General features: G+C 44.3%; 18 protein-coding genes and 1 tRNA gene. 6 read left to right on the top strand and 13 right to left on the bottom strand.

The annotated features are described in order from the left end of the window. Positions 1–162 precede the first annotated feature (162 nt). Positions 163–1662, top strand: coding sequence for a CoA-acylating methylmalonate-semialdehyde dehydrogenase (locus NC238_10390; GenBank protein MCM1566337.1), 1500 nt, complete (start codon positions 163–165; stop codon positions 1660–1662). A 278-nt stretch (positions 1663–1940) separates the two neighbouring features. Next, on the top strand, positions 1941–3125 hold the full coding sequence (locus NC238_10385; GenBank protein MCM1566336.1) for a PAS domain S-box protein: 1185 nt from the start codon (positions 1941–1943) through the stop codon (positions 3123–3125). 745 nt (positions 3126–3870) lie between these two features. Here NC238_10385 and NC238_10380 read toward each other — a convergent pair. The 10 genes from NC238_10380 to NC238_10335 form a co-directional block, all read right to left on the bottom strand. After that, a complete protein-coding gene (locus tag NC238_10380) occupies positions 3871–4860 on the bottom strand; it encodes a hypothetical protein (protein ID MCM1566335.1) in 990 nt (329 codons plus the stop codon). Between the two features lie 59 nt (positions 4861–4919). Then, positions 4920–5258, bottom strand: coding sequence for a DUF190 domain-containing protein (locus NC238_10375; protein MCM1566334.1), 339 nt, complete (start codon positions 5256–5258; stop codon positions 4920–4922). A gap of 139 nt (positions 5259–5397) precedes the next feature. Beyond that, positions 5398–6567, bottom strand: coding sequence for an iron-containing alcohol dehydrogenase (locus NC238_10370; GenBank protein ID MCM1566333.1), 1170 nt, complete (start codon positions 6565–6567; stop codon positions 5398–5400). 215 nt (positions 6568–6782) lie between these two features. After that, positions 6783–8339: a CoA-acylating methylmalonate-semialdehyde dehydrogenase gene (locus NC238_10365; protein MCM1566332.1), complete on the bottom strand. Its 1557-nt coding sequence runs from the start codon at positions 8337–8339 to the stop codon at positions 6783–6785. 53 nt (positions 8340–8392) lie between these two features. Continuing rightward, positions 8393–9553, bottom strand: a complete 1161-nt coding sequence (locus tag NC238_10360; protein MCM1566331.1) for an iron-containing alcohol dehydrogenase — start codon at positions 9551–9553, stop codon at positions 8393–8395. 41 nt (positions 9554–9594) lie between these two features. Continuing rightward, positions 9595–10311, bottom strand: a complete 717-nt coding sequence (locus tag NC238_10355; protein MCM1566330.1) for a FadR family transcriptional regulator — start codon at positions 10309–10311, stop codon at positions 9595–9597. 173 nt (positions 10312–10484) lie between these two features. Continuing rightward, positions 10485–10703, bottom strand: a complete 219-nt coding sequence (locus tag NC238_10350) for a hypothetical protein (protein MCM1566329.1) — start codon at positions 10701–10703, stop codon at positions 10485–10487. 937 nt (positions 10704–11640) lie between these two features. Further along, positions 11641–12693, bottom strand: coding sequence for a 3-isopropylmalate dehydrogenase (locus NC238_10345; protein MCM1566328.1), 1053 nt, complete (start codon positions 12691–12693; stop codon positions 11641–11643). 139 nt (positions 12694–12832) lie between these two features. Then, a complete protein-coding gene (gene folD, locus NC238_10340; GenBank protein MCM1566327.1) occupies positions 12833–13681 on the bottom strand; it encodes a bifunctional methylenetetrahydrofolate dehydrogenase/methenyltetrahydrofolate cyclohydrolase FolD in 849 nt (282 codons plus the stop codon). 258 nt (positions 13682–13939) lie between these two features. Then, positions 13940–14236 carry a hypothetical protein gene (locus NC238_10335; GenBank protein MCM1566326.1) on the bottom strand — a complete coding sequence of 99 codons (297 nt, stop codon included), beginning with the start codon at positions 14234–14236 and terminating at the stop codon, positions 13940–13942. A gap of 180 nt (positions 14237–14416) precedes the next feature. Here NC238_10335 and NC238_10330 point away from each other — a divergent pair, with 180 nt between their 5' ends. Further along, positions 14417–14719 carry a hypothetical protein gene (locus NC238_10330; GenBank protein MCM1566325.1) on the top strand — a complete coding sequence of 101 codons (303 nt, stop codon included), beginning with the start codon at positions 14417–14419 and terminating at the stop codon, positions 14717–14719. Between the two features lie 117 nt (positions 14720–14836). Here the strand turns inward: NC238_10330 and NC238_10325 are convergent, their stop codons facing one another. Beyond that, entirely contained in the window at positions 14837–15640 is an 804-nt protein-coding gene (locus NC238_10325) for an integrase domain-containing protein (GenBank protein ID MCM1566324.1), read from the bottom strand. A gap of 1131 nt (positions 15641–16771) precedes the next feature. Here NC238_10325 and NC238_10320 point away from each other — a divergent pair. From NC238_10320 to NC238_10310, 3 genes are all read left to right on the top strand, one after another. Continuing rightward, positions 16772–17014 carry a hypothetical protein gene (locus tag NC238_10320; protein MCM1566323.1) on the top strand — a complete coding sequence of 81 codons (243 nt, stop codon included), beginning with the start codon at positions 16772–16774 and terminating at the stop codon, positions 17012–17014. A 174-nt stretch (positions 17015–17188) separates the two neighbouring features. Continuing rightward, positions 17189–18031: a DNA-binding protein gene (locus NC238_10315; protein ID MCM1566322.1), complete on the top strand. Its 843-nt coding sequence runs from the start codon at positions 17189–17191 to the stop codon at positions 18029–18031. Positions 18032–18172: 141 nt separating this feature from the next. Then, positions 18173–18424, top strand: a complete 252-nt coding sequence (locus NC238_10310; protein ID MCM1566321.1) for a hypothetical protein — start codon at positions 18173–18175, stop codon at positions 18422–18424. A gap of 678 nt (positions 18425–19102) precedes the next feature. On the opposite strand, the gene NC238_10305 is transcribed toward NC238_10310, so the two are convergent. Together NC238_10305 and NC238_10300 are read right to left on the bottom strand one after the other, a co-directional pair. Continuing rightward, positions 19103–19351, bottom strand: a complete 249-nt coding sequence (locus tag NC238_10305) for a hypothetical protein (GenBank protein MCM1566320.1) — start codon at positions 19349–19351, stop codon at positions 19103–19105. Positions 19352–20341: 990 nt separating this feature from the next. Continuing rightward, positions 20342–20417: transfer RNA gene (locus NC238_10300), tRNA-Asn, on the bottom strand. Between the last annotated feature and the right edge of the window lie 44 nt (positions 20418–20461).

Below are 20461 nucleotides of genomic sequence, written 5' to 3'. Positions count from 1 at the left end.
TATAATATTTATTGACAATGGTCCCGTGATTGTTTTATCTTGAAAATGTCTTTTGTAGCGCCACTTTTTTAATCAACTCCATCGGCAACTACCCCCGCACAAACAGTTCGCTAACCAAGTGAGGTTTCAAAAACAGAACTAGAATAATAAAGGAGAAAAAACATGACGAAAATTTTGCATCATTTTATCAATGGTCAATGCGTCAAAGGAAACAGTGGAAGGTTTAGGGAAGTAATTAATCCTGCGACGGGAGATATTATCGCTAAAGTACCCCTTGCCACCCCGGATGAGACGGCTCTAGCCATTTCTGCGGCAGCCAAGGCTTTCCCTGCCTGGAGAGACACCCCACCACTGCGCAGGGCACGTATACTGTTCCGATTCATTGACTTGCTGAATAAAAACCTGGACGAATTGGCCCAATTGATTTCAGTTGAACATGGCAAGGTCCTTGACGATGCTAGAGGCGATGTAATTCGAGGAATGGAGGTGGCAGAATTTGCCTGTGGAGCTCCCCATCTTTTAAAGGGTCATTTTTCTGAAAATGTCGGCACTAATGTTGATAGCCACTCCATCCGCCAACCTCTTGGCGTATGTGCAGGCATCACCCCCTTTAATTTTCCGGCAATGGTTCCAATGTGGATGTTTCCGCTATCAATCATCTGCGGCAACACATTTGTTCTGAAGCCCTCAGAAAAGGTGCCTTCCACCGCACTCCGCCTTGCCGAGTTGATGAAAGATGCCGGGCTACCTGATGGCGTGTTCAACGTTGTAAATGGCGACAAGGATGCCGTCAACACATTGCTCACTCATCCCGAAATTGCCGCAGTCAGTTTTGTCGGCTCCACTCCGGTCGCGGAGTATATTTACAAAACCGCTACGGCAAATGGCAAACGTGCGCAAGCCCTAGGAGGAGCAAAAAACCACATGGTTATCATGCCTGATGCTGACCTCGATCAGGCTGTAAATGCCCTCATCGGGGCAGCTTATGGTGCTGCGGGAGAACGTTGTATGGCAATTTCCGTAGCTGTTCCAGTTGGGGAAAATACTGCTGTTGCACTGGTAGAACGGCTTGCACCCATTGTCCGCGAACTAAGGGTTGGCCCTTCCACCGATCCTAAAGTGGAAATGGGCCCACTAATCAGCATCGAACATCGAGAAAAAGTAAAAAACTATGTAAATCTTGGCGTTGCGGAAGGTGCAACGCTCGTTGTAGACGGCAGGGCTCCGAATTTCAAAGGAGCAGAACATGGGAGTTATCTCGCGGGGTGCCTTTTTGACAACGTAACCACCGAGATGCGGATTTACAAAGAAGAGATTTTCGGACCGGTGCTCGCCGTAGTCCGTGTTCCAGATTTTAAAACAGCACTCAAAATGATTAATGATCATGAGTATGGAAACGGAGCTTCCATTTTTACGAGGGACGGAGATACCGCACGAGCTTTTAGCTCCCAAGTTCAAGCGGGCATGGTTGGAGTAAATGTTCCGATCCCAGTCCCTATGGCTTACCATAGCTTCGGTGGTTGGAAGCGATCCTTGTTCGGCGATGTGCATATGCATGGTACGGAGGGAATCAACTTTTATACGAAGCTAAAGACCATCACGACACGGTGGCCAACAGGTATCCGTTCAGGTACGGATTTTCATATGCCGACCATGATATAGGTGTTTTTCTGGATCACAAGTCGACTGGCGACTACCAGTAGATTTAAGGCAGGAAAACAACTACACAGACCTGTAAGCTTAACCAACAAAATGATCTTACTGGTAACTTTACAGTAAATGTTTAGAACTATCCCCCCGCTTTGCGGGGGGATAGTTCCCTTTTATTTGCTTATATTTGCCAATCAGTGGTCCCTATTCTCAATTGGCTTGAAATCAATAACGAAAAGCAACAACTTCCATGCATGCCAATGACCTTTGCGTTCCAGCTAGAAGGAATTATGACATTTTTGAGCCGTTTGGGGAAAATGATCCATCACCTTGGATTGAGCAAACGCCTGAGGCAATTCAACGCAGAACTGCGGGAGCAACTTCAACAGCACGAACGCTTGACAGACCATCGTACTGTTAATTTGGCAAGAAAGAGCGATCAAAGCAGGAGTTCTAACGACAAACGTGTATTGGCAGTTGATTCCTTGTATCTGAATCAGTATTGTATCGATAAGGTTGCCATCGGTATTTTTCATGTCGGAGCTGACAGGCAGATCAAGTATGTCAATGAGTGTGGCGCCGCTATGCTCGGTTATTCACCAGATGAACTCTACACCATGAGCATCACAGACTTTGATTCCATTTTCACCCCCAAGGCCTATCAAGAACTAAACGAAAGAGGGCTCAAAGACTATTTCAACCAATTAGTCTCAACTTACCGCCACAAAGACGGGACGGAATATCCTGTTGAAATTACAATCAATTACCTGAAACATGCAGGGCAGGAATTTCAAGTCTTCTTTGCCCAAGATACTAGCGCGCGAATAAAAGCTGAGCAGCAGCTTCAAGCATCACTTAGGGAAAAGAATCTTCTTCTGCAAGAGGTCCACCATCGGGTGAGAAACAACCTGCAGGTCATCTCCGACCTGCTCGGCCTCCAGTCGGATTTTATTAAAAATGAACAGATTCGGAAGTTTTTCCAGAAGAGCCAAGACAGGATCTGGTCAATGGGCCTCATCCATGAAAAGCTTACTCAATCACATGATTTTGTCCATGTTGATTTGGATGACTATCTGGAAAATCTGACAGGGTATCTGTTCAGATCCTACGTCACGACTTTTGAGCGGATTTCCTATATCGTTGAGTCTGACAAGGTTACTGTCGGTATTGTTGAAGCGATTCCCTGCGGACTTATCGTCAATGAGCTATTTTCAAACTCATTAAAACACGCCTTTCCCGATGGACGGCATGGTGAAATTGCAGTCCGCTGCTGCTCCGAAGAAAACGGCCGGCTAATTTTGACAGTCTCGGATACTGGGGTTGGCATACCACCTGGCCTTGATTTCAGGAATACCGAAAGCCTCGGATTACAGCTAGTGACTCTACTGGTTAAGCAATTGCAAGGAGAAATTGAGGTAGAGAACGCTGTTGGCGCCTCTTTCAGAATCACCTTTAGATCGCATAATCCGCAGTAAGGCTGCAAAGCGGAAAGACTGGTTGGTATGAACTCCAAATAACCTGAAATCTTGACGATGATTCCAACGTCAAGATTCTCCGGGATAGATGCGCGGCCTAAGCACTTCGCTCTGCTGTTCGCAAGAACACATATTTTCGTCGGTTCAAGGCCAACACCAATAAAACCAAAGTTTAAATCTGTGCAATAATTGCTGACGAGAATATCAGATTATTTACCGACCAACATATTTATATATACAATTACTATATAGTTATATTCGTCACCTTAAAATATTTGTTATATTTCTCGACTACTTTCTTCTGTTTCAATTTACTAAAACTTTCTCCTGGCTATTCTGAGTCTCAGTTGGTCGAGGCACAGATTTAACTTTACCTGAAGTTAAATCAGAGAAGTACTCGTGCGACTACCCCTGCCCATTGTTTTTACCGAACCCGGAAAGACATTACTGTTGATTATTTGCATATCCTAAAAAAGAACCTGATCCAAAACACCTTATTCCCAGGCAGAGTCTATTGAAGATTGTATCAAAAGGCGGTTTTTATTATCTTCTGTCAAGAAGACTATTTACCAGCATTTACTACTCAAGACTTGTTACAGACCCATCGCTACTTTCCCCAGGTGAAGTTTCCACGTCAAAACCCTCACTGACAAATATCATGAGGGTTTTGAAATTATTTCAAATTCAACATTCTCTAGTTCAGCTCAAATATTGCAACACTAAGATGTCGAGGCAGACAATATTACTACTTAAAAAATGCTCCCAAGTTCATAAATTCTGGCTTAAACATGATAGCTAAAATGAAACTGCCAAACATAACTGTAACGGCCGGCGGATCGAAATGGTTGTTACCATGATTATAAAACATTCGAGCACTCAGCTCTTGAAGGAAAGCCGAAAGTATTCCAGCAATCCCTGCAACGACCAGTGAACCTGTGAACAAGAAAGCCAATGCAGCGCAATAAGCTATGGCATGGGTAACAGGAGCTTTCTGAATCGATCCAGTCGCAAAGTTAAGGATCATTAAGGTGATAGCCGCGAAGGCCCATCCCATAATAAGCGGCGCCACAAACGCAGCAGTCGCCGATACTGTGCCTTTTTCCACCAGAGGAGTCAAAAGATTCTGAAAACCCATAGCAAGTCCACCAGACATAAGACCCATGCTAAGTCCAACAACAAATAACCTCGAAGGCGGAGACTGCCAACCAACCCAAGAAATTGTGTAGTTATCGGTCCCAAGATATCCGAACTTGCGTATTGAATCCATATTTCCCCAGGGCATTTCCTTCAAAAAGAGCAATCTTGCAATAACAAAATTTATAAATATTGAAAGTGCTAGTGCATCAAACTGGTTGATTATTGGTATTTTGGGGAGATATTGCGCCAACGCATGACCAACCAAAGCGAAAACCCCACCAACTACCAGGACATCCCAAGAAGTATCTACTAGCGGTGAAAGAATGTCCTTGGCATGTCCTGTAGGGTGATTTTTTTTCACACCAGCGGCATAAGTTGCTGCAATTACACCAGATGCAAAACCACCTACATGTGGACCCCAAATCGGACCCAAACCTACCTGCAAGAGCATAAAGTCCGAACCTCCAGCTGCGATGATAAGACATCCAGCGAGAGTAAGAAACCCACATAGGATAAATGACCACAATGCGCCCAGACATGCTCCAAATATTCCGCACCCAAAAAGAAGTAATAGTGTGTTAAGGCTCCATGGTTCCATGCCAACCTCCTAGAATCTGAACTAATCAAAGTATGCTTCTGCGGATAAAATCTTATTCGTTACTCGAAACTGTTCAATATAATATCCGCATCCTGCATTATGATGGCCCCGGTTTTCATCATTCCTTTCAAAACAGGAATCAGCTCATTCAATTTTGCTTCGGTATCAATGAACTCGATTACCATGGGCTGACATGAAGAAATGGTCATGCCCTCGCTTCTAGTTCTACATGAAGGACAACAGAAACCGAACCCTTCTACACCCCTGAAAACCATGGAGCCAGCCAACCCATTGTCAAAGGCACTTTTCACAATTGCCTCATATAGGAGAGTATTTCCATGACGTGTATTCTCATTGAGAAAAATCCTCAGAACCTTTCCCTTCCCCTCACTGTTCATGTGTCACCCCATAGACTCTACTGCGTCAAATTTATAAGTTCTTCACAAAAATTTTTTGAGACATCATTTGTGTTGCCCCTGTTAACTCAAGGGTACCCGGCCCAAACCGGATACCCTCTTGTCATTAACAGCTGGACAGTTACATAGCTGCCTGGAAAATTTGCAACAGATCTTTTTCCGTGCCGACCCTCGGATTGCACCCAGCATTTCCGTCCAGCATGGCCTGTTTTGCCATCGGAGCCAGGTCTTCGTCCTTAACGCCAAGCTGTCTCAGGCCGGAAGGAATACCCACATCCTCAGAAAGCTGTACAATTGCATCTATCGCCTTGTTAGCAGCAGCAGAAGGAGACAGACCCTGGATGTTCTCTCCCATCATTTCGGCTATTTCACCAAACTTTTTGAGATTGCAAGGAAGGTTCCAGCGCTCCACATGGGGCAACAATATGGCATTGGCAACACCGTGAGCCATATCAAGTAGGCCGCCGAGTTGGTGTGCCATGGCGTGTACATAGCCAAGACCAGCATTGTTGAATGCCATTCCTGCAAGAACTGACGCATGGGCCATATTTGTCCTTGCTTCGATATCTTGTCCGTAGGACACTGCCCTGCGCAGATTATTGGAAATAAGCTTTATGGCCCCAGCTGCAACAGCATCGGTTGTGGGATTTGCAGCCAGGGTGACATAACATTCGACGGCATGTGTTAAAGCATCCATTCCAGTTGCCGCAGTCAGTCCGGGAGGCTTCATAAGATGTAGTTCAGGATCGTTGATGGAAACAAGCGGCAGATTCCTCCAACTCACGATAACAAACTTGATCTTGGTTGATGTATCGGTAATAACGCAATGGCGAGTAACCTCGCTGCCTGTCCCAGCGGTGGTGTTAACAGCTACCAAAGGAATAGTAGCATTTGTCAACTCCTCGATACCGGCATAATCAATAAGCTTGCCAGGATGAGTAGCGGCAATCCCTATTCCCTTCGCGCAGTCGTGGGCACTTCCACCACCTACGGAGACGAGAATATCAGCATTTGCTTTCTTATAGGCATCAAAACCAGCTGCGACATCCGTATCTCTCGGATTGGGATGAACATCAGCGAAGATTGCATAGTCGATTCCAGACTCTTTTAGAGAAGCAACAACCTTTTCAACCGGGCCACCTGCCAACTTTGCAAGAAATGGGTCACATACTATGAGAGCCTTGGTCCCACCAAGGATTTTGACTCTTTCGCCTGTTACTTTGACTGTCCCTGTTCCAATATAATTAACCGCCGGACACAAGAAATCCTTCCCAATATCCCAAACGCCCATTGTATTGCCTCCTTAGTTAGTTTTCGGCACGAAACATATTTAAAATTCTAATCCGAACGCTTATTTTCCCCACTCACGGACTGTCTCGGCCATTCATAGAACCCTCCTTTTTCTGGTTGCAGATTGGACAGATAATATTAATATCCAAGTGCTTTAAAATCTCAGCGACAGGATCTGCCCTTCCTCTTGAAAGAGGCTCAAAAGCTTGCTGCTAATTACTCTTTAGTCAACGTACCTTCCCAAGTGCTGATCTTTGTTGCCTTTAGATCTTCTTCACCGAACCATCTAGATGTCACACATTTTGCTTCTGTAAAGAACGCAACTCCATCTTTCCCAAGGCAGTGAAGATCGCCAAAGAAAGATTGCTTATGTCCCGAGAACGGGAAGTATCCAATCGGAACGGGGATACCAACGTTCACACCGACCATCCCGCCGTCGGTTCTCCGGACAAACTCTCGCGCGTAATAACCGTTATTTGTATAGATGGCTGAACCATTTGCGAACTCGTTCGCGTTCATTAGTTCCATTCCTTCTTCAAAATTATTTACACGCTTAATACTGATTACCGGTCCAAATATCTCGTTATCGCCTGAAGACATGCCAGGCATCACATGGTCAAAAATAGTGGGTCCTACAAAATAACCTCCCTCGTATCCCTCAACAACGATATCTCTACCGTCCAAGACGAGCTTGGCACCCTCTTCAACACCTTTATTAATACAGTCGATTACAAATTTCTTTTGACCCTCCGAAACAAGGGGACCAAGTTGAGATTCCGCCTCATATGCAGGGCCCACCACCAGTTCCTTAGCAAACTCTACCAGGTAGGATATGAGTTCATCAGCGACAGCATCTTCTACGACGATGACCGGAAGTGCCATGCATCGCTGACCAGCACATCCGAATGAGGAGTTGATGATCCCTCGGGCGGTCCTTTCAAGCGGAGCATCCCTCAGTACTAGGGCATGATTTTTCGCCTCTGTGAGTGCCTGCACTCTCTTGCCACTTGCTGCGGCAGTTGAATATATATGTAGCCCCACACTGGTCGAGCCAACATAAGATATCCCTCTGACATCTGGATGTTTGAGAACTATTTCTGCTTCCTTACGGCTGCAAGTAACAAGATTGACCACACCTTTTGGCAATCCCGCTTCTATAAGTATTTCGAGAAGTCTCATGGCTGTTTGAGGCACAAGACTTGCCGCCTTCAACACCATTGTGTTTCCTGTCGCAATACAAAGGGGGATCATCCACCCAAAAGGAATCATTGCCGGGAAATTGTACGGTGCAATTCCGGCAAACACACCGAGGGGTTCCCTATACATTACGGTGTCATGCCCCTTGGATACTTGCATGAGAGCATCGCCCATCATTAGTGCAGGAGCAGCACAGGCGATCTCAGTGCCCTCAACTGCTTTGAGGACATCCCCTCTTGCTTCACTCAGGCACTTGCCCATTTCCGTTGCCATTAATTCTGAAAGTTCATCAAGATGTTGCTCAACAAGCGCCTTGAATCTGAACAGGACCTGGGTTCGAACGGAAACTGGCTTCGCGGCCCAGTCGGGAAAAGCAGCTTTCGCGGCGGCAACCGCCTCATTCACCTCATCCACCGTACAGCAGGGAGTCTCCGCAATAATCTCTCCCTTGCTCGGGTTATAAATGGGCATGTATTTCTCACTTTTCGATACGCGCCATTCATTGTTGATACAAAACCTCAGCTGCTTGACTTCCTTTAGTTGATTGACTTTTGGCTTCTTTGCTAGTGTCTCCATAAAATTTCCTTTCTGTTTTTTTATTTCCGCAGATTTTCTTTTCAAACAAAGATTCATAATGCGGAGTAATAAAGTTTGACTATTTCTTCTTTCGTAGCTTTACGTGGATTATTTGCAGGGCTACCACTTTCAATAGCATCATCTGCCATCTTGGAAACAACACTATCAAGTTTTTCACGACTTATGCCCAACTGAGACAAAGATGGAATTTCAAGCATTTGAATCATTTTCGTAACAGTTTCAGAACCTGCCTGTGCTGCCTCCATTTGAGTCAGACCTTTCAGGTTGATACCTAGTGCTTCAGCAACATCAGCGTAACGATCAGGTGCACCCAAAAGTGAAAATTCCATGACAACACCAAGAAGAGCAGCGTTGGACACTCCATGAGGGACATGAAAATTGGCACCAATGGGCCGCGACATACCATGCACAAGGCCCACGGAAGAATTAGAAAAGGCAATTCCCGCCTGAAGAGCACCCAGCATGGTTTCCGATCTTGCAGTCAGATTCTCTGGATTAGCCCAAGCTTGGGGCAGAAATTTGCTAATTCTTCTTATTGCTGAGATTGCTATAATGTCTGTCATTGGTTGGGCCTTTACCGACACATACGCCTCTATTGCATGAGTTAAGGCGTCAAGTCCGGTTGCTGCTGTCAAACCACGAGGCATTTTCAAAGTAAGCATAGGGTCAACCAGCGCAACCGTGGGTAAGAGAAAAGGACTTCCAATAAGCATTTTAACGTCTCGGGAGGTCTCAGTAATAATGGTAACCATAGTGGCTTCACTGCCGGTCCCAGCTGTTGTGGGTATCGCGATAAGCGGGACGCCGGGATTTTTAATTTTATTGAATCCCATATAGTCCTCTACCTCGCCTTTATTGGTCACCAATATCCTTACAGCTTTCGCTACATCAACAGGGCTACCGCCGCCGCAGGCTACCAGGATGTCACAATTACTCTTCAGGAAAAGGTCTAATCCTTCCTGAACATGGATAGTCGTCGGCTCCGAATTGACCCCATCATAAATCACGGTGTGGATCCCAGCCTCCTTGAGAGAATTAATAACAGGGTCTATGGTCCCGGTAGATGCCAAAACCTTGTCGGTTATCAGAAGAGCTTTTTGTGCGCCGAGATATCTCGCCTCAGTACCGGCCTCATTGACGGCATTGATACCGAAATGAATTGTAGATGGAACTCGAAATGGCCGACTGTTCATGACTTTCTGCCTCCTTCTTAGAATGGTATTTATTGTCTGCACTAACTATCAGGAGATTTATGAGCTAGCAGCTCCATCAAATCCTCTTCAACTTCGCAAGCATGTCTGTACATACATTCCGCAGCAGCCTGTCCATCGCGAGACATGATAGCATCCAAAATTGCTTGATGAGCTGTCACCACTTTTTCTGAAAAATTCGGCCCCGGCTTGAGGTGCCCCTTGATGTCGGTCAGCAAACTGTTCACAAAGTCGAGGATTAGGACAATCACTGGGTTACCGCTTGCATTAGCGAGTTTTGTATGGAAGGCAACCTCTTCTTTGATGCCAGGCTTTTTCCGAATCAGATTTTTTTTATAGATATCGTGCAAAGATTTCATCATCTCAATATCGTTAGAATTGAATCGCTCGACGGCTAACTTTGCAATATACGGCTCGAAAATCTTCCGTACATCACAGAGGTCCCGGACAGAAACTTTTTTGAAGAATAAAAAACTAGCGATCATGTCCCGAGTGTTTTTCATGTCGATTTCATTGACAACTGGCCCGCCACCTGCCCCTTGACGAATCTCAATAAAACCCATGGACTCTAGTGCCCGTAATGCTTCTCGCAAAGTATGCTTGCTTACCCCGAACTGTAGAAGCAGATCTTTCTCTGCAGGAAGTCTCTGACCGGGCAGCAGTTTGCCGCTCAGGATAGCATGACGTACCTGAGTAACTATTTGAGAAGTCAATTTATTGTTTGAAGTTGCGAGGAACATAAATCACCTATTAGTATCCATTTCAATCTCTAGCTGCAACATCAGCTTCACCACTAATTAATATAATATTTGGTTATTTAATTATATTATATCAACACATCGGTCACTAGAAACTAGCAAAGGCACTATTAAACAATGACTTTTACATTACCAAGAGAACCAATCTTTGCCCACTACTCACTTAGTGTCTTAAAATACTGCAAGTTTTCAATCTCGCTTACTATTGAATTTATTATTGTTTCAATAGGGTACGGATTCACTCCCTCAAGATGTGCTTGAAGGGAGACATAAATGCGTCCCAAGACCTCTTCTGAACCGGTCACCATTTCCTTGTTTTTATGATCTACAAAATTAAAAGTATTTTTAATCCGATCCACAAAGAGATTTCTCATAACCTAACTCCGCTTTGTACTCGACAATAAATCCAAGAACAGAATAAATACTAAATTTCAGGCAATTCAATGATCTCCAGAACAATCTACTCGCAAGATTGAGTTCACTTCCCGCCAAATCAGAGTACACAAACTGATTTCTTACAGCCAAGCCTATCAATTATTGCCATCTAAATGCTGACCTATCCACACTGTGCATGTTTCCATAATACGACTCTTTGCTCGCTTGTCAACATTTATTTATAATATATGGCTACTTATTTCTAAGTATATGTTTTTACTATGTTTATCAATACCACATAAGGGTGGATGTGCTTATTTTAAACATTTTTTAACTATGATATATATGGCTATAAATCAAGCCTTACGGAGGAAGCATTATAAAAATGCCTTAATTGAGGAAAAGCCGTTAGAGCATAACTGCTGAGAAGGTGAAGACACAAAGATGTGCCAGCATAAACTAAATAATCATTTCATCTTTCAGGTTACCGCATAGACTGTCGATACGTAGTCATAAGGAACTTTTCTTTGCGGCGGTAGCTGTCGTCCCTGACCAGGTTGACTTGACGTTGCCGAAGAAGGAGGTCACGCATTTCTGACATGATTGATGTATTGTCAACAACCAGCTGTTACCACTCGTCGCAACTGAGGTCTGAGGTAAGACTCACGGCCCCACACAAACCTCATGGCTATCACCCGGAAAACAGATTTGCCTGCGTGTCACTGAATTGCGAACAGCCGATCTCGTGACAAAAAGGAGACTGGGGCCGAAAACAAGTCAGAGCGCAATGCCTCCTTAAAAAAAATGGTCTACATGGTAACCTACAGACCATAAGCCCCTGTGAGATTCCAGTCGGGATGACTGGAATCTCGACTACTTTCCATATATTGTCTTTCATTCCTGAGTTCGTTAAGCCCGAAGTTACTCGGCTTTCAATTAGCTCACTGCTTTTGCAACCATATCGCCTATCTCAGTAGTTGTATAACCCATTTTGCCAGCTGCCATGCTTTTCATCTGCTGCATGGTTTCGACAATAGCAGCTTCAACTACCTCGGCAGCTTTTAACTCCCCAAAAGTTTCCAGCATCATCATGGCCGCACCAATTGCCGCTATAGGATTAATCACATTTTTACCCGTATGCTTAGGAGCACTGCCACCAATAGGTTCAAACATTGAGACTCCGTATGGGTTTATATTGCCACCGGCAGCGACGCCCATACCCCCTTGAACCATCGCCCCCAGATCAGTTATGATATCGCCGAACATATTGTCAGTAACAATGACGTCAAACCACTCAGGATTCTCGACCATCAACACGTTAGTGGCATCGACGTGTGCGTATTCACGCTTGATATCTGGGTAATCCTTTTCACCCACTTCATGAAACACCCGCTCCCAGAGGTCAAACGCAAATGTTAGCACGTTCGTCTTTCCGCATAATGTAATGGTTCTTTTCTTGTTTCGCTTTCGCGCATATTCAAATGCATAGCGGATACACCGCTCAACACCCTTACGGGAGTTTATAGAAGTTTGGATTGCGACTTCATCTTCAGTCCCCTTCTTCAAATAACCTCCGGCGCCAACATATAAGCCCTCCGTGTTTTCCCGCACAACGACAAAATCTATGTCCTCCGGTTTTTTATCTTTTAATGGAGTTTCTACATTTGGGTACAGTTTAATAGGTCGCAGGTTTATATACTGATCCAACTCGAACCTGAGCCTGAGCAATATCCCTTTTTCCAGAATGCCGGGTTTGACATCTGGATGACCAATGGCTCCCAGATATATAGCATCAAACTTCTTGAGCTCATTTATATCCGTCTCCGACAGCACTTCACCGGTTTTAAGATATTTTTCACCACCGAAATCGAAATGGGTATAATTCATTTTTATGCCAAATTTTTTATTTACTGCATCTAGAACCTTTAACCCTTCGCGAACAACTTCAGGTCCTGTACCATCACCACCGATAACTGCAATTTTGCGCATACATATTTCCTTTCATATTCGACAGTATTACTCCTGTTGATTCCCTAAAAATCAGTCGGTCAGTGCCTTTGGTCGCGTATCACTCAATTCCAGCTACATAAATACTCCTAAAAGCTGTCACTTACGGCAAAGCGGATCACTATTGAGCGGTCACCTTTGCGGATAGTAGTGTATTGGAGAGTAGCATGGTAATCGTCATGGGGCCGACACCGCCAGGAACTGGAGTTATATGGGAGGCTCTCTGAGAGGCAATTTCAAATTCCACGTCACCGACCAGTTTATTGTCATCGATGCGATTGACTCCCACATCAATTACGACTGCTCCTTCTTTTATCCAGGCTCCTTTAATCATTTCCGGCCGGCCAACTGCCACAATTAGGATGTCTGCCATTTTTACCTTTTCCGCCAGATTACGGGTTTTAGAGTGGCAAAGGGTTACCGTAGCATTTGCATGGAGGCACATGAATGCAACCGGTTTACCAACAATATTAGAACGACCGACAACGACCACTTCTTTGCCGGCAATCTCTATTCCAGATTCTTTCAGCATAATCATAATTCCGTAAGGCGTGCAGGGATAAAAGAGTGCCTTTCCCATGACCAGGCGTCCTGTGTTATATGGATGAAAGCCGTCTACGTCCTTGCTAGGCGAAATTGCTTCCAGGATTTTCGCTTCATCGATATGAGTTGGAAGAGGGAGTTGCACCAGGATGCCATGTATCCGAATGTCGCTATTCAGCCTTATAATCAAGGTCAGCAGTTCATCTTCCGTTGTATTGGCAGGAAGCTTGTATTCATCTGAGAAAATTCCCACTTCCTTGCAGGCCTTTTCTTTCATCTTTATGTAAACCTTGCTTGCCGTGTTGTCTCCAACCAGAATTACTGCTAAGCCGGGTTTAATTCCGCGTGCTATCAGGTGATCTACTTCTGAAGCAATTTCGCCTCTAATTGTAGCTGCGATGGACTTTCCATCAATCAGTATTGCCATTTTGTTATCCCTTTCCGAGCCCCGCTGAATAGGCGACTTATGGTCTTGTATTATTAGAGCAAGTACCCGCCTGCGTGAACAACGGCAGCAATTAATAGCCATATATTATACACATTAACGAAATTATCAAGCTTTTTCCAAACCTTCTTTCCAGGAATCAGCATGGGGCAAAGTTCAAACTGCCCCACTACCAATATTACGGCATAATTACCCAACTCCTAATAAACTAAAGTTTTAATGACGTTCCGCTTCGTATACCTACCGCAAAAGCCACCAGGAATCTTCAAGCTCGTGAAACGTGCCTCGCATGTAATTCCTGCTTGATGATCGCAATGCATCGGATCGAGAGAAGCCGAGTTCCATTAATTCTTCGACTTCTCTATCTAGAAGATTGTTATCCAGATAGAACTCCAGCTCCCTTATTTCCCGCTTTTTATTGCTCATCATCTTTTCTGCGCACTGCTGTATTAGTTCACGTCGCTCCGCCTTCTTCTCATCTTTCAGTAAAGTTTTCTTGTAATTGCCATTTTTTCTTTCCTTTTCAAAAGTATCCATAATGCCTCCCATAAAACGTAGTTAACAAGATATGAATATGAAAGTAGGCAACATTTCCCTTCAAAAAAATGAAACGGGATCCTCGGCGACAGCACACAATGGACACAATTTCTTGCATCCTGCGTTATTTCTTTAAAGAGCACATCGGCTCAAATAAATTAGCAAGAGAGGAGCAACACTATGGAATTACGAGAAATTTTGGATTGCGCACAAACAATCGTAGAAAATGCAGTAAAGGAGGGACCTGCTGATCGTGTCAAATCGTATCTGGCCTTGGTAACATTGGGCAAAGAAGTTTTAAAACTCGGGTACGGCTACGAACCCGAAGTGCAAGATTTAATGCGAAATGCAAAGAAGCTCAAAAATGTTAAAGCCGGGAATAAGGATATTTCTGCAGACATGAAATGCTGCGTTGATATTATTGAAACAATGAGAGACTTGGATTGCTTCGGCAAGCCAATACCGCCTAAAAGAATCTCATAAGATTTCGGCAAAAAAAGCCAGGGGTAATAATACCCCCTGGCTCGTGCCGGATAGAGTGCCGACGTAATCTTTTTCGCTAAGCCGGGGCCGAGCTTTTTGCTCGGCCCCGCTTTCAATTCACTTATAGTGCCTGACGACCCCTTCCCTGCCATGTCCCAAATGTTGCGCAATTTCTGCATCCTTGGATCCTCTCGCAGTCATTTCTCGTGCTTTTTCATGCCGCCACAAATGGCTATTTGCAGCATTCTCTTTAGTACCCCCGGCCCGACTGATTGCATTAACCTGACTTTTATAACCTTGAGCGAGAGTCTTTTCTGGGGGCATCAGGGAGCTTCCTCCAGATTGACGAATATACTCCTGGACACGTTTAACAACATCAGCCTGCTCTAGATTTTGAATTTCAAGATTCCGAGGTCGCCCGCCCTTTGCACCTTTTACGATCAAAAACTCTTTCCCATTAATTTCTAGAGTCTTGTTTGAAAGCAGGCTCTCCTTGATTCGGAGTCCAAATTCTCGCTGCAGATCGTAGGCTAATCCCCTCCATTCACCTTTTGAATAGAGCACGTTACGAATCTCCATCATTTTTTCAATGTTGCCATGTTTTGGGCTGTAACGGTCGGCGCGATCTATACCAATATCAAGATTTGTACGGGGCATTATGTTTTTTTTACCTATGCTTTCCGCTATTTCGCGCATTGCCGTGGCATAGTTTGCTCTCGTCGAGGGGGATAACTTGCTGATTGAAGAAAAGAACCTCTCGACATGCTTACTTTTGATATGTCGAATTGACTGTAAACCCTGTGTTCCCATGAATTCTGCAATCCTTTCAATGTTTCCTACTAACTTTTCTGTTGTCATGCTCGCTTTCCCATAATTTTTACCTACAAGTTTTTTCGCTTCATGTTGCAGTTTGCTGCTCATCTTATTCTCCTTCCGTGATGTAGTGTACCAATCAGCATCAAACAATCTCCCACCCTATTGGGGAAATTATTCGATGCTGACTGGAATGAGTGTCAGAATTGTTGAGTGACTTTGCCGCACAGTTGTAACTGCGCCCTGAGGCGTCAATTGTCCGCAGACAACAGGCCCTTCGGTTTCCAGTATTTTTTCCACACCCGCAGGTGTTGGTCCGACTAACGTCGGAAACTGGGAGGCATACTGCCGTCTCCTTATTGGAGTCCGGAGGCGACACTTTTTACATCAAAAGAAGGGGTGAAAAGCAGGTGGGAACCGCTCGTGAGAAAAAGCTGTCATTCTGACATCTCCATTCTCACGAGCGCTGTACGCCCATGTGATGGGCGACGGTCTGGCGACCGTCTCTTTCTCCGTCGCTACGCTTTAAAGAAAGAGACGGTCGTCTCATTACTTGTCATATAACAGCCAAGTCAACTGGAAAATATTTTAACGGCACCCACAAAAATGCTCATGCCGGCAAGCTTATGCTTGAAAAACAACAGGTTTCCCGAAACGATGAGTATCGAAACGGATCACCGATTTCATCGTCTTTCTGACATGATATCAAACCATCCTTAGAGACCTACCTTGTGACTGGCAAGATCTCTTCATATTAATATCGAAGTTTTCCCATAACATCTTCAACGAGCAACTCGCGAGTACTACCAAGAGTGACTGCAGTGCCGGTCGGTGTGGAACGTCGGATTGTCGCCCAGACGTTTTTAATGGCTCTCATTCAGAGTAGAAAATATACGGTGTGTTTCTTACTTATATATAAGCGGCCAGGCAATAAAAAGGCGCCTATTCTGACAACATATTGAACGCATGCTCTTTTTTACCTGCAAAAAAACTGCTGAACACACTCTCCCTTCTAGGCTCATAGCATGCTACACCAACTGTAATATCTTGTGCACGGACAAGTACATGTCAAATGTTATATTTTTTTAAACTATCGATATCATTGCAATTTTTTCTTGCAATCTTGTTTTTCATGTGCAATCTTGATCAAAGAGATTAGATTAAGTCAATGAAAGTTTAAACTATTTTAAAGTTTCAGACATAAGATCTCATCACAACAATCTGAAAAGGAGATACGTTTTGATAAACGACAAAAACGCATGGGCAAGCTTTTACGAAGCACTCAGGACCATACTCGAAGAGCATGGAGCAGAAAAAATGATCCAGGGCCTTACTCAACATATAGAGCTTCAAAAGCTTCTAAATGAGCTCAGCGGCATAAAAGAAAGCCGGAAGGCCTGGATACGTATTCATGAGCACCTCATCTTGTTGCTCAGAGAGCATTTGGAGGAGAAAACGAAACAAGAACTTGCTCGCTCATAGAACAGGTAATGAAGACACATCGCAGAACAGGTTAACCATAAAATGCCAGAAGTGATACCCAGCATAAAGTCGCTGGAGAGAGACAGCAGATTATATAAATGCGCAGCAATTGCCGGTGGGCAACAATAACATTGTTACTGTAACGTTACACTTAATTAGAGAAAAGGAGAAGAAATGGCAGAGGCAAAGGCAACAGAAGAAAGGGTGCGTACAGCAGTTATAAAGCTGCTACTTGAAGGGAAGGAACCCAGCACACGTAACGTCTGCACGATTACAGGCGGTGGGAATACCACCATAGGCCCCCTCATCGTAAAAGCTTTCGATGCAATAACGACACAGAATATAGCTGGATTTGCTCTTAGCCCTGACTTCTTGAAATCCTGCATAAAAGAAATCGGCAGACATCTCATGGGTGCAAGAGAGGAATTCGATCAGTCTTCGAAACACATCCGAATGCTTCTGGAAGAAGCCCAGCAGGACCTAATCGAAAATATTGCGAAACTTGATAATGCCTCCGCAGATTTGAAGACAAAAGATCAACAGGTATCGGAGCTGACTAGTCAAATGGTCAGCATTTCTACTCAGAATTCTTTACTTAAACAACAGCTACACGAATTAAAGGAAGAGCGGCAGTCGATGTTGACGCGAAACGAACAAATAATACGGGATGGAAGCATGGCCTTGCAAGCGCTAAAGGCTGCACAACAGAAGGCAAATGAGGACGCAAAGCAAATTCGCGAGATTCAGAACAAGAATTCATCTTTGGAGCGAGAACTCCAAAAATCACACGCAAAGGTGAATATTTTTGCGGAGCGCCTAGATACATTACAGAAAAGAGTCGAAACCCTGGGGACGGAAAAGGAAAAAGCGGAATCTGAAGCGAGAAGTTGGCTTAATAAACTGCATGAATTACAGAAAGAGCATGGGTGTTTGCGTGAACGTATCGCTATTGCAGAAACAAAGCTTTCAAAGCCAGACGAAAGCAGTGAAAGTCCAATCGGGCACACCGAGGGCTAGATATAGGCAGAATGCTGAAGGTAGTCGTGAAGGCCGATGGGTCATCGGCCTTGTATTTTAGTGGAAGCAGTAAAGAAATAAATTGGGCTAAAGCCCCGCAACTGTTCGTAATTACTTTATTAATGGATTTTACCAGCACATATGACACCTGAACAACGGCTAAACCAAATATCCTCGATTCTCAGCCTCGGTGTAATGCGAATCGTGCAGGCTAAAGCAGCAGAAGAGGCGATCTTCGCCCAGGGTGAGAAAAGTGACGGTAAAACTTCGGGCAGCTCTCTGGAGCTCACGAAAGATTGCCTTACAAACCGGAATAAACGTAGAGTTACAAAAACCGACACCAAAAGTGCGAAAAAATCTCACTCCACCGTGAATATTATTATCGGCATTTGAGATAAAACAATCTGCCACCAAACGCTATTACCCTTAACCTGCTCCAAAATCCCTGACCTATATCCACGCATCTTGTCCCCATACAAAAATTTCCTTTCACAAGCTCTTCGGATCCGAGTTCAGTATCACCATTTCTGCAACGTCATAACCTTACCAAGAAGAACCACTGACCGAAAATCAGCCAGACTTCTTAGCCTACCAACCCGAATGTTTTGCTATTAAGGCCATTCAATCCGATTTCACCAAAATGCCATTACATGTCACTTGTCATTAAATGGGGCATCTGTTACTCTCGCAAAATCAACTAGAAAGGGAGGGAACATGACCGACATCGATGATCAAAATAGAAAATGTGCATTATACGTGAGGGTTTCGACTATAAATCAGGCCGAAGAAGGAGAGTCGCTTGATGAACAAGTGCGTACATTGGAGCACTTCTGCGGTTATAAAAACTGGAAGGAAATCACCATATACCGTGAGGAAGGCTTTTCGGGTAAGGACATAAAACGTCCTGAATTCCAGAGAATGCTGGCAGATATCAAACGAGGCAAAATTAATACAGTTCTTGTCAAGAAAGTTGACCGTCTATCGCGTTCGATCATTGATTTCGAAAACGTCTTCCAGACATTCCAGGATAACGATGTTGACTTTATATCTTTACAAGAGAATTTCGATACATCAACTGCTATCGGAAGAGGCGTAATCAGGATCGTGCTGATCTTTGCCCAGTTGGAACGGGAACAAACTTCCGAACGCACCATTGACGTCATGTCCTACCGGGCAAAACAGGGTCTCTTTAACGGGGGATATCCCCGCCTCGGCTACGATATTGATTACGAAAATAACCGTCTCGTGCCGAACGAGAATGAGATACCGATTGCAAAAGAGGTCTTCGAAACGTATTCCAAGCTTGGATCTCTTAGTCAAACGGCAAGAGCCTTAAATGACAAGGGCTACAGGATGAAATCTTGGACGACAAAAGCAGGCAAAAAAAGGGCTGGGGAAAAATTTCAGAAAACTAGCCTCAGCCGATTATTGAGCGATCCGATTTATATCGGAAAAGTAAAGCACAAGGAGAATATATACGACGGCCAACATCAAGCAATAATCAGCGAAGAATTATTCAACTCCGTCAAAGAAATTTTACGTGCAAATAATGTAACAAAGACTGCTTATCGGCAATCAGACGACCGATCCTTTTTTTTGAAAGGGCTCGTAAGGTGTGGATCATGCCGATCCGCTATGGCCCCGAGCTTTTCTAAGTCAAAAGGAAATAAATATTTATACTACCGATGCAATGTGGACAATGACCAAAGCAAAGATAAATGCAGAATCGGAAGTGTCCCCGCAAGAAAGCTGGAAGACCTAGTTGTAAACGAACTGAAATTTCTGACTGAAGATCCGAGGATAATTGAAGGCGTCGTTGAGAACGCAACAAAAGATCAGCGGGAAAAGGTTAGGGATCTCACAGCAAAAAAGAGAATTCTCCAGGACAACCAAGTCCAAGTCAATAAAAAATCAAGGAATCTACTGGATATTTTGAGCGAAGCCGGAAGCAAATCAAATGGATCGGGTCTTATCATGAAGGAGCTTGACGAGTTAGAGTTGCAGGGTAAGCAGTTAAAAACGGAGATAGAGGCAATTGAATTTGAAGCAAACGACCTTGAAAACAAGATTGTAAGCGCTGATATCATTAGGGAAAATTTTAAAGTTTTCAAGGAGATTTACGACCATCTCACAACCGTCGAGAAATACGACCTACTGCACCTGTTGGTTAAGAAGGTCGTTTATTTTGAGGAACAAGGAAAAGATGAGGATGGAAAAATAATTGGGAAAATAAAAATGGATCTATGGGAGTTGCCACCCATAGATCCATCTATTTCAACCTCAGCAAAAAGTTTTGCTGAGCGTACCGCATGGCTCCCCAGCGCGGACTCGAACCACGGACAAGGTGGTTAACAGCCACCTGCTCTACCGACTGAGCTACTGGGGAATGTAAATTGCTTTGCCGTCAGTCCTGCGAAGCGAAAGCGTTTA

It is taken from the genome of Dehalobacter sp. (assembly GCA_023667845.1).
Taxonomy (GTDB): Bacteria; Bacillota; Desulfitobacteriia; order Desulfitobacteriales; family Syntrophobotulaceae; genus Dehalobacter.
The sequence above is the reverse complement of the archived record's forward strand: the minus strand, read 5'-3'. Positions and strand labels throughout refer to the sequence as shown.

Bases quoted from the DNA above. Each gene is read 5' to 3' on its own strand.
- NC238_10390 (MCM1566337.1), top strand. From the start codon at position 163: ATGACGAAAATTTTGCATCATTTTATCAATGGTCAATGCGTCAAAGGA.
- NC238_10385 (MCM1566336.1), top strand. From the start codon at position 1,941: ATGACATTTTTGAGCCGTTTGGGGAAAATGATCCATCACCTTGGATTG.
- NC238_10380 (MCM1566335.1), bottom strand. From the start codon at position 4,860: ATGGAACCATGGAGCCTTAACACACTATTACTTCTTTTTGGGTGCGGA.
- NC238_10375 (MCM1566334.1), bottom strand. From the start codon at position 5,258: ATGAACAGTGAGGGGAAGGGAAAGGTTCTGAGGATTTTTCTCAATGAG.
- NC238_10370 (MCM1566333.1), bottom strand. From the start codon at position 6,567: ATGGGCGTTTGGGATATTGGGAAGGATTTCTTGTGTCCGGCGGTTAAT.
- NC238_10365 (MCM1566332.1), bottom strand. From the start codon at position 8,339: ATGGAGACACTAGCAAAGAAGCCAAAAGTCAATCAACTAAAGGAAGTC.
- NC238_10360 (MCM1566331.1), bottom strand. From the start codon at position 9,553: ATGAACAGTCGGCCATTTCGAGTTCCATCTACAATTCATTTCGGTATC.
- NC238_10355 (MCM1566330.1), bottom strand. From the start codon at position 10,311: ATGTTCCTCGCAACTTCAAACAATAAATTGACTTCTCAAATAGTTACT.
- NC238_10350 (MCM1566329.1), bottom strand. From the start codon at position 10,703: ATGAGAAATCTCTTTGTGGATCGGATTAAAAATACTTTTAATTTTGTA.
- NC238_10345 (MCM1566328.1), bottom strand. From the start codon at position 12,693: ATGCGCAAAATTGCAGTTATCGGTGGTGATGGTACAGGACCTGAAGTT.
- folD (MCM1566327.1), bottom strand. From the start codon at position 13,681: ATGGCAATACTGATTGATGGAAAGTCCATCGCAGCTACAATTAGAGGC.
- NC238_10335 (MCM1566326.1), bottom strand. From the start codon at position 14,236: ATGGATACTTTTGAAAAGGAAAGAAAAAATGGCAATTACAAGAAAACT.
- NC238_10330 (MCM1566325.1), top strand. From the start codon at position 14,417: ATGGAATTACGAGAAATTTTGGATTGCGCACAAACAATCGTAGAAAAT.
- NC238_10325 (MCM1566324.1), bottom strand. From the start codon at position 15,640: ATGAGCAGCAAACTGCAACATGAAGCGAAAAAACTTGTAGGTAAAAAT.
- NC238_10315 (MCM1566322.1), top strand. From the start codon at position 17,189: ATGGCAGAGGCAAAGGCAACAGAAGAAAGGGTGCGTACAGCAGTTATA.
- NC238_10310 (MCM1566321.1), top strand. From the start codon at position 18,173: ATGACACCTGAACAACGGCTAAACCAAATATCCTCGATTCTCAGCCTC.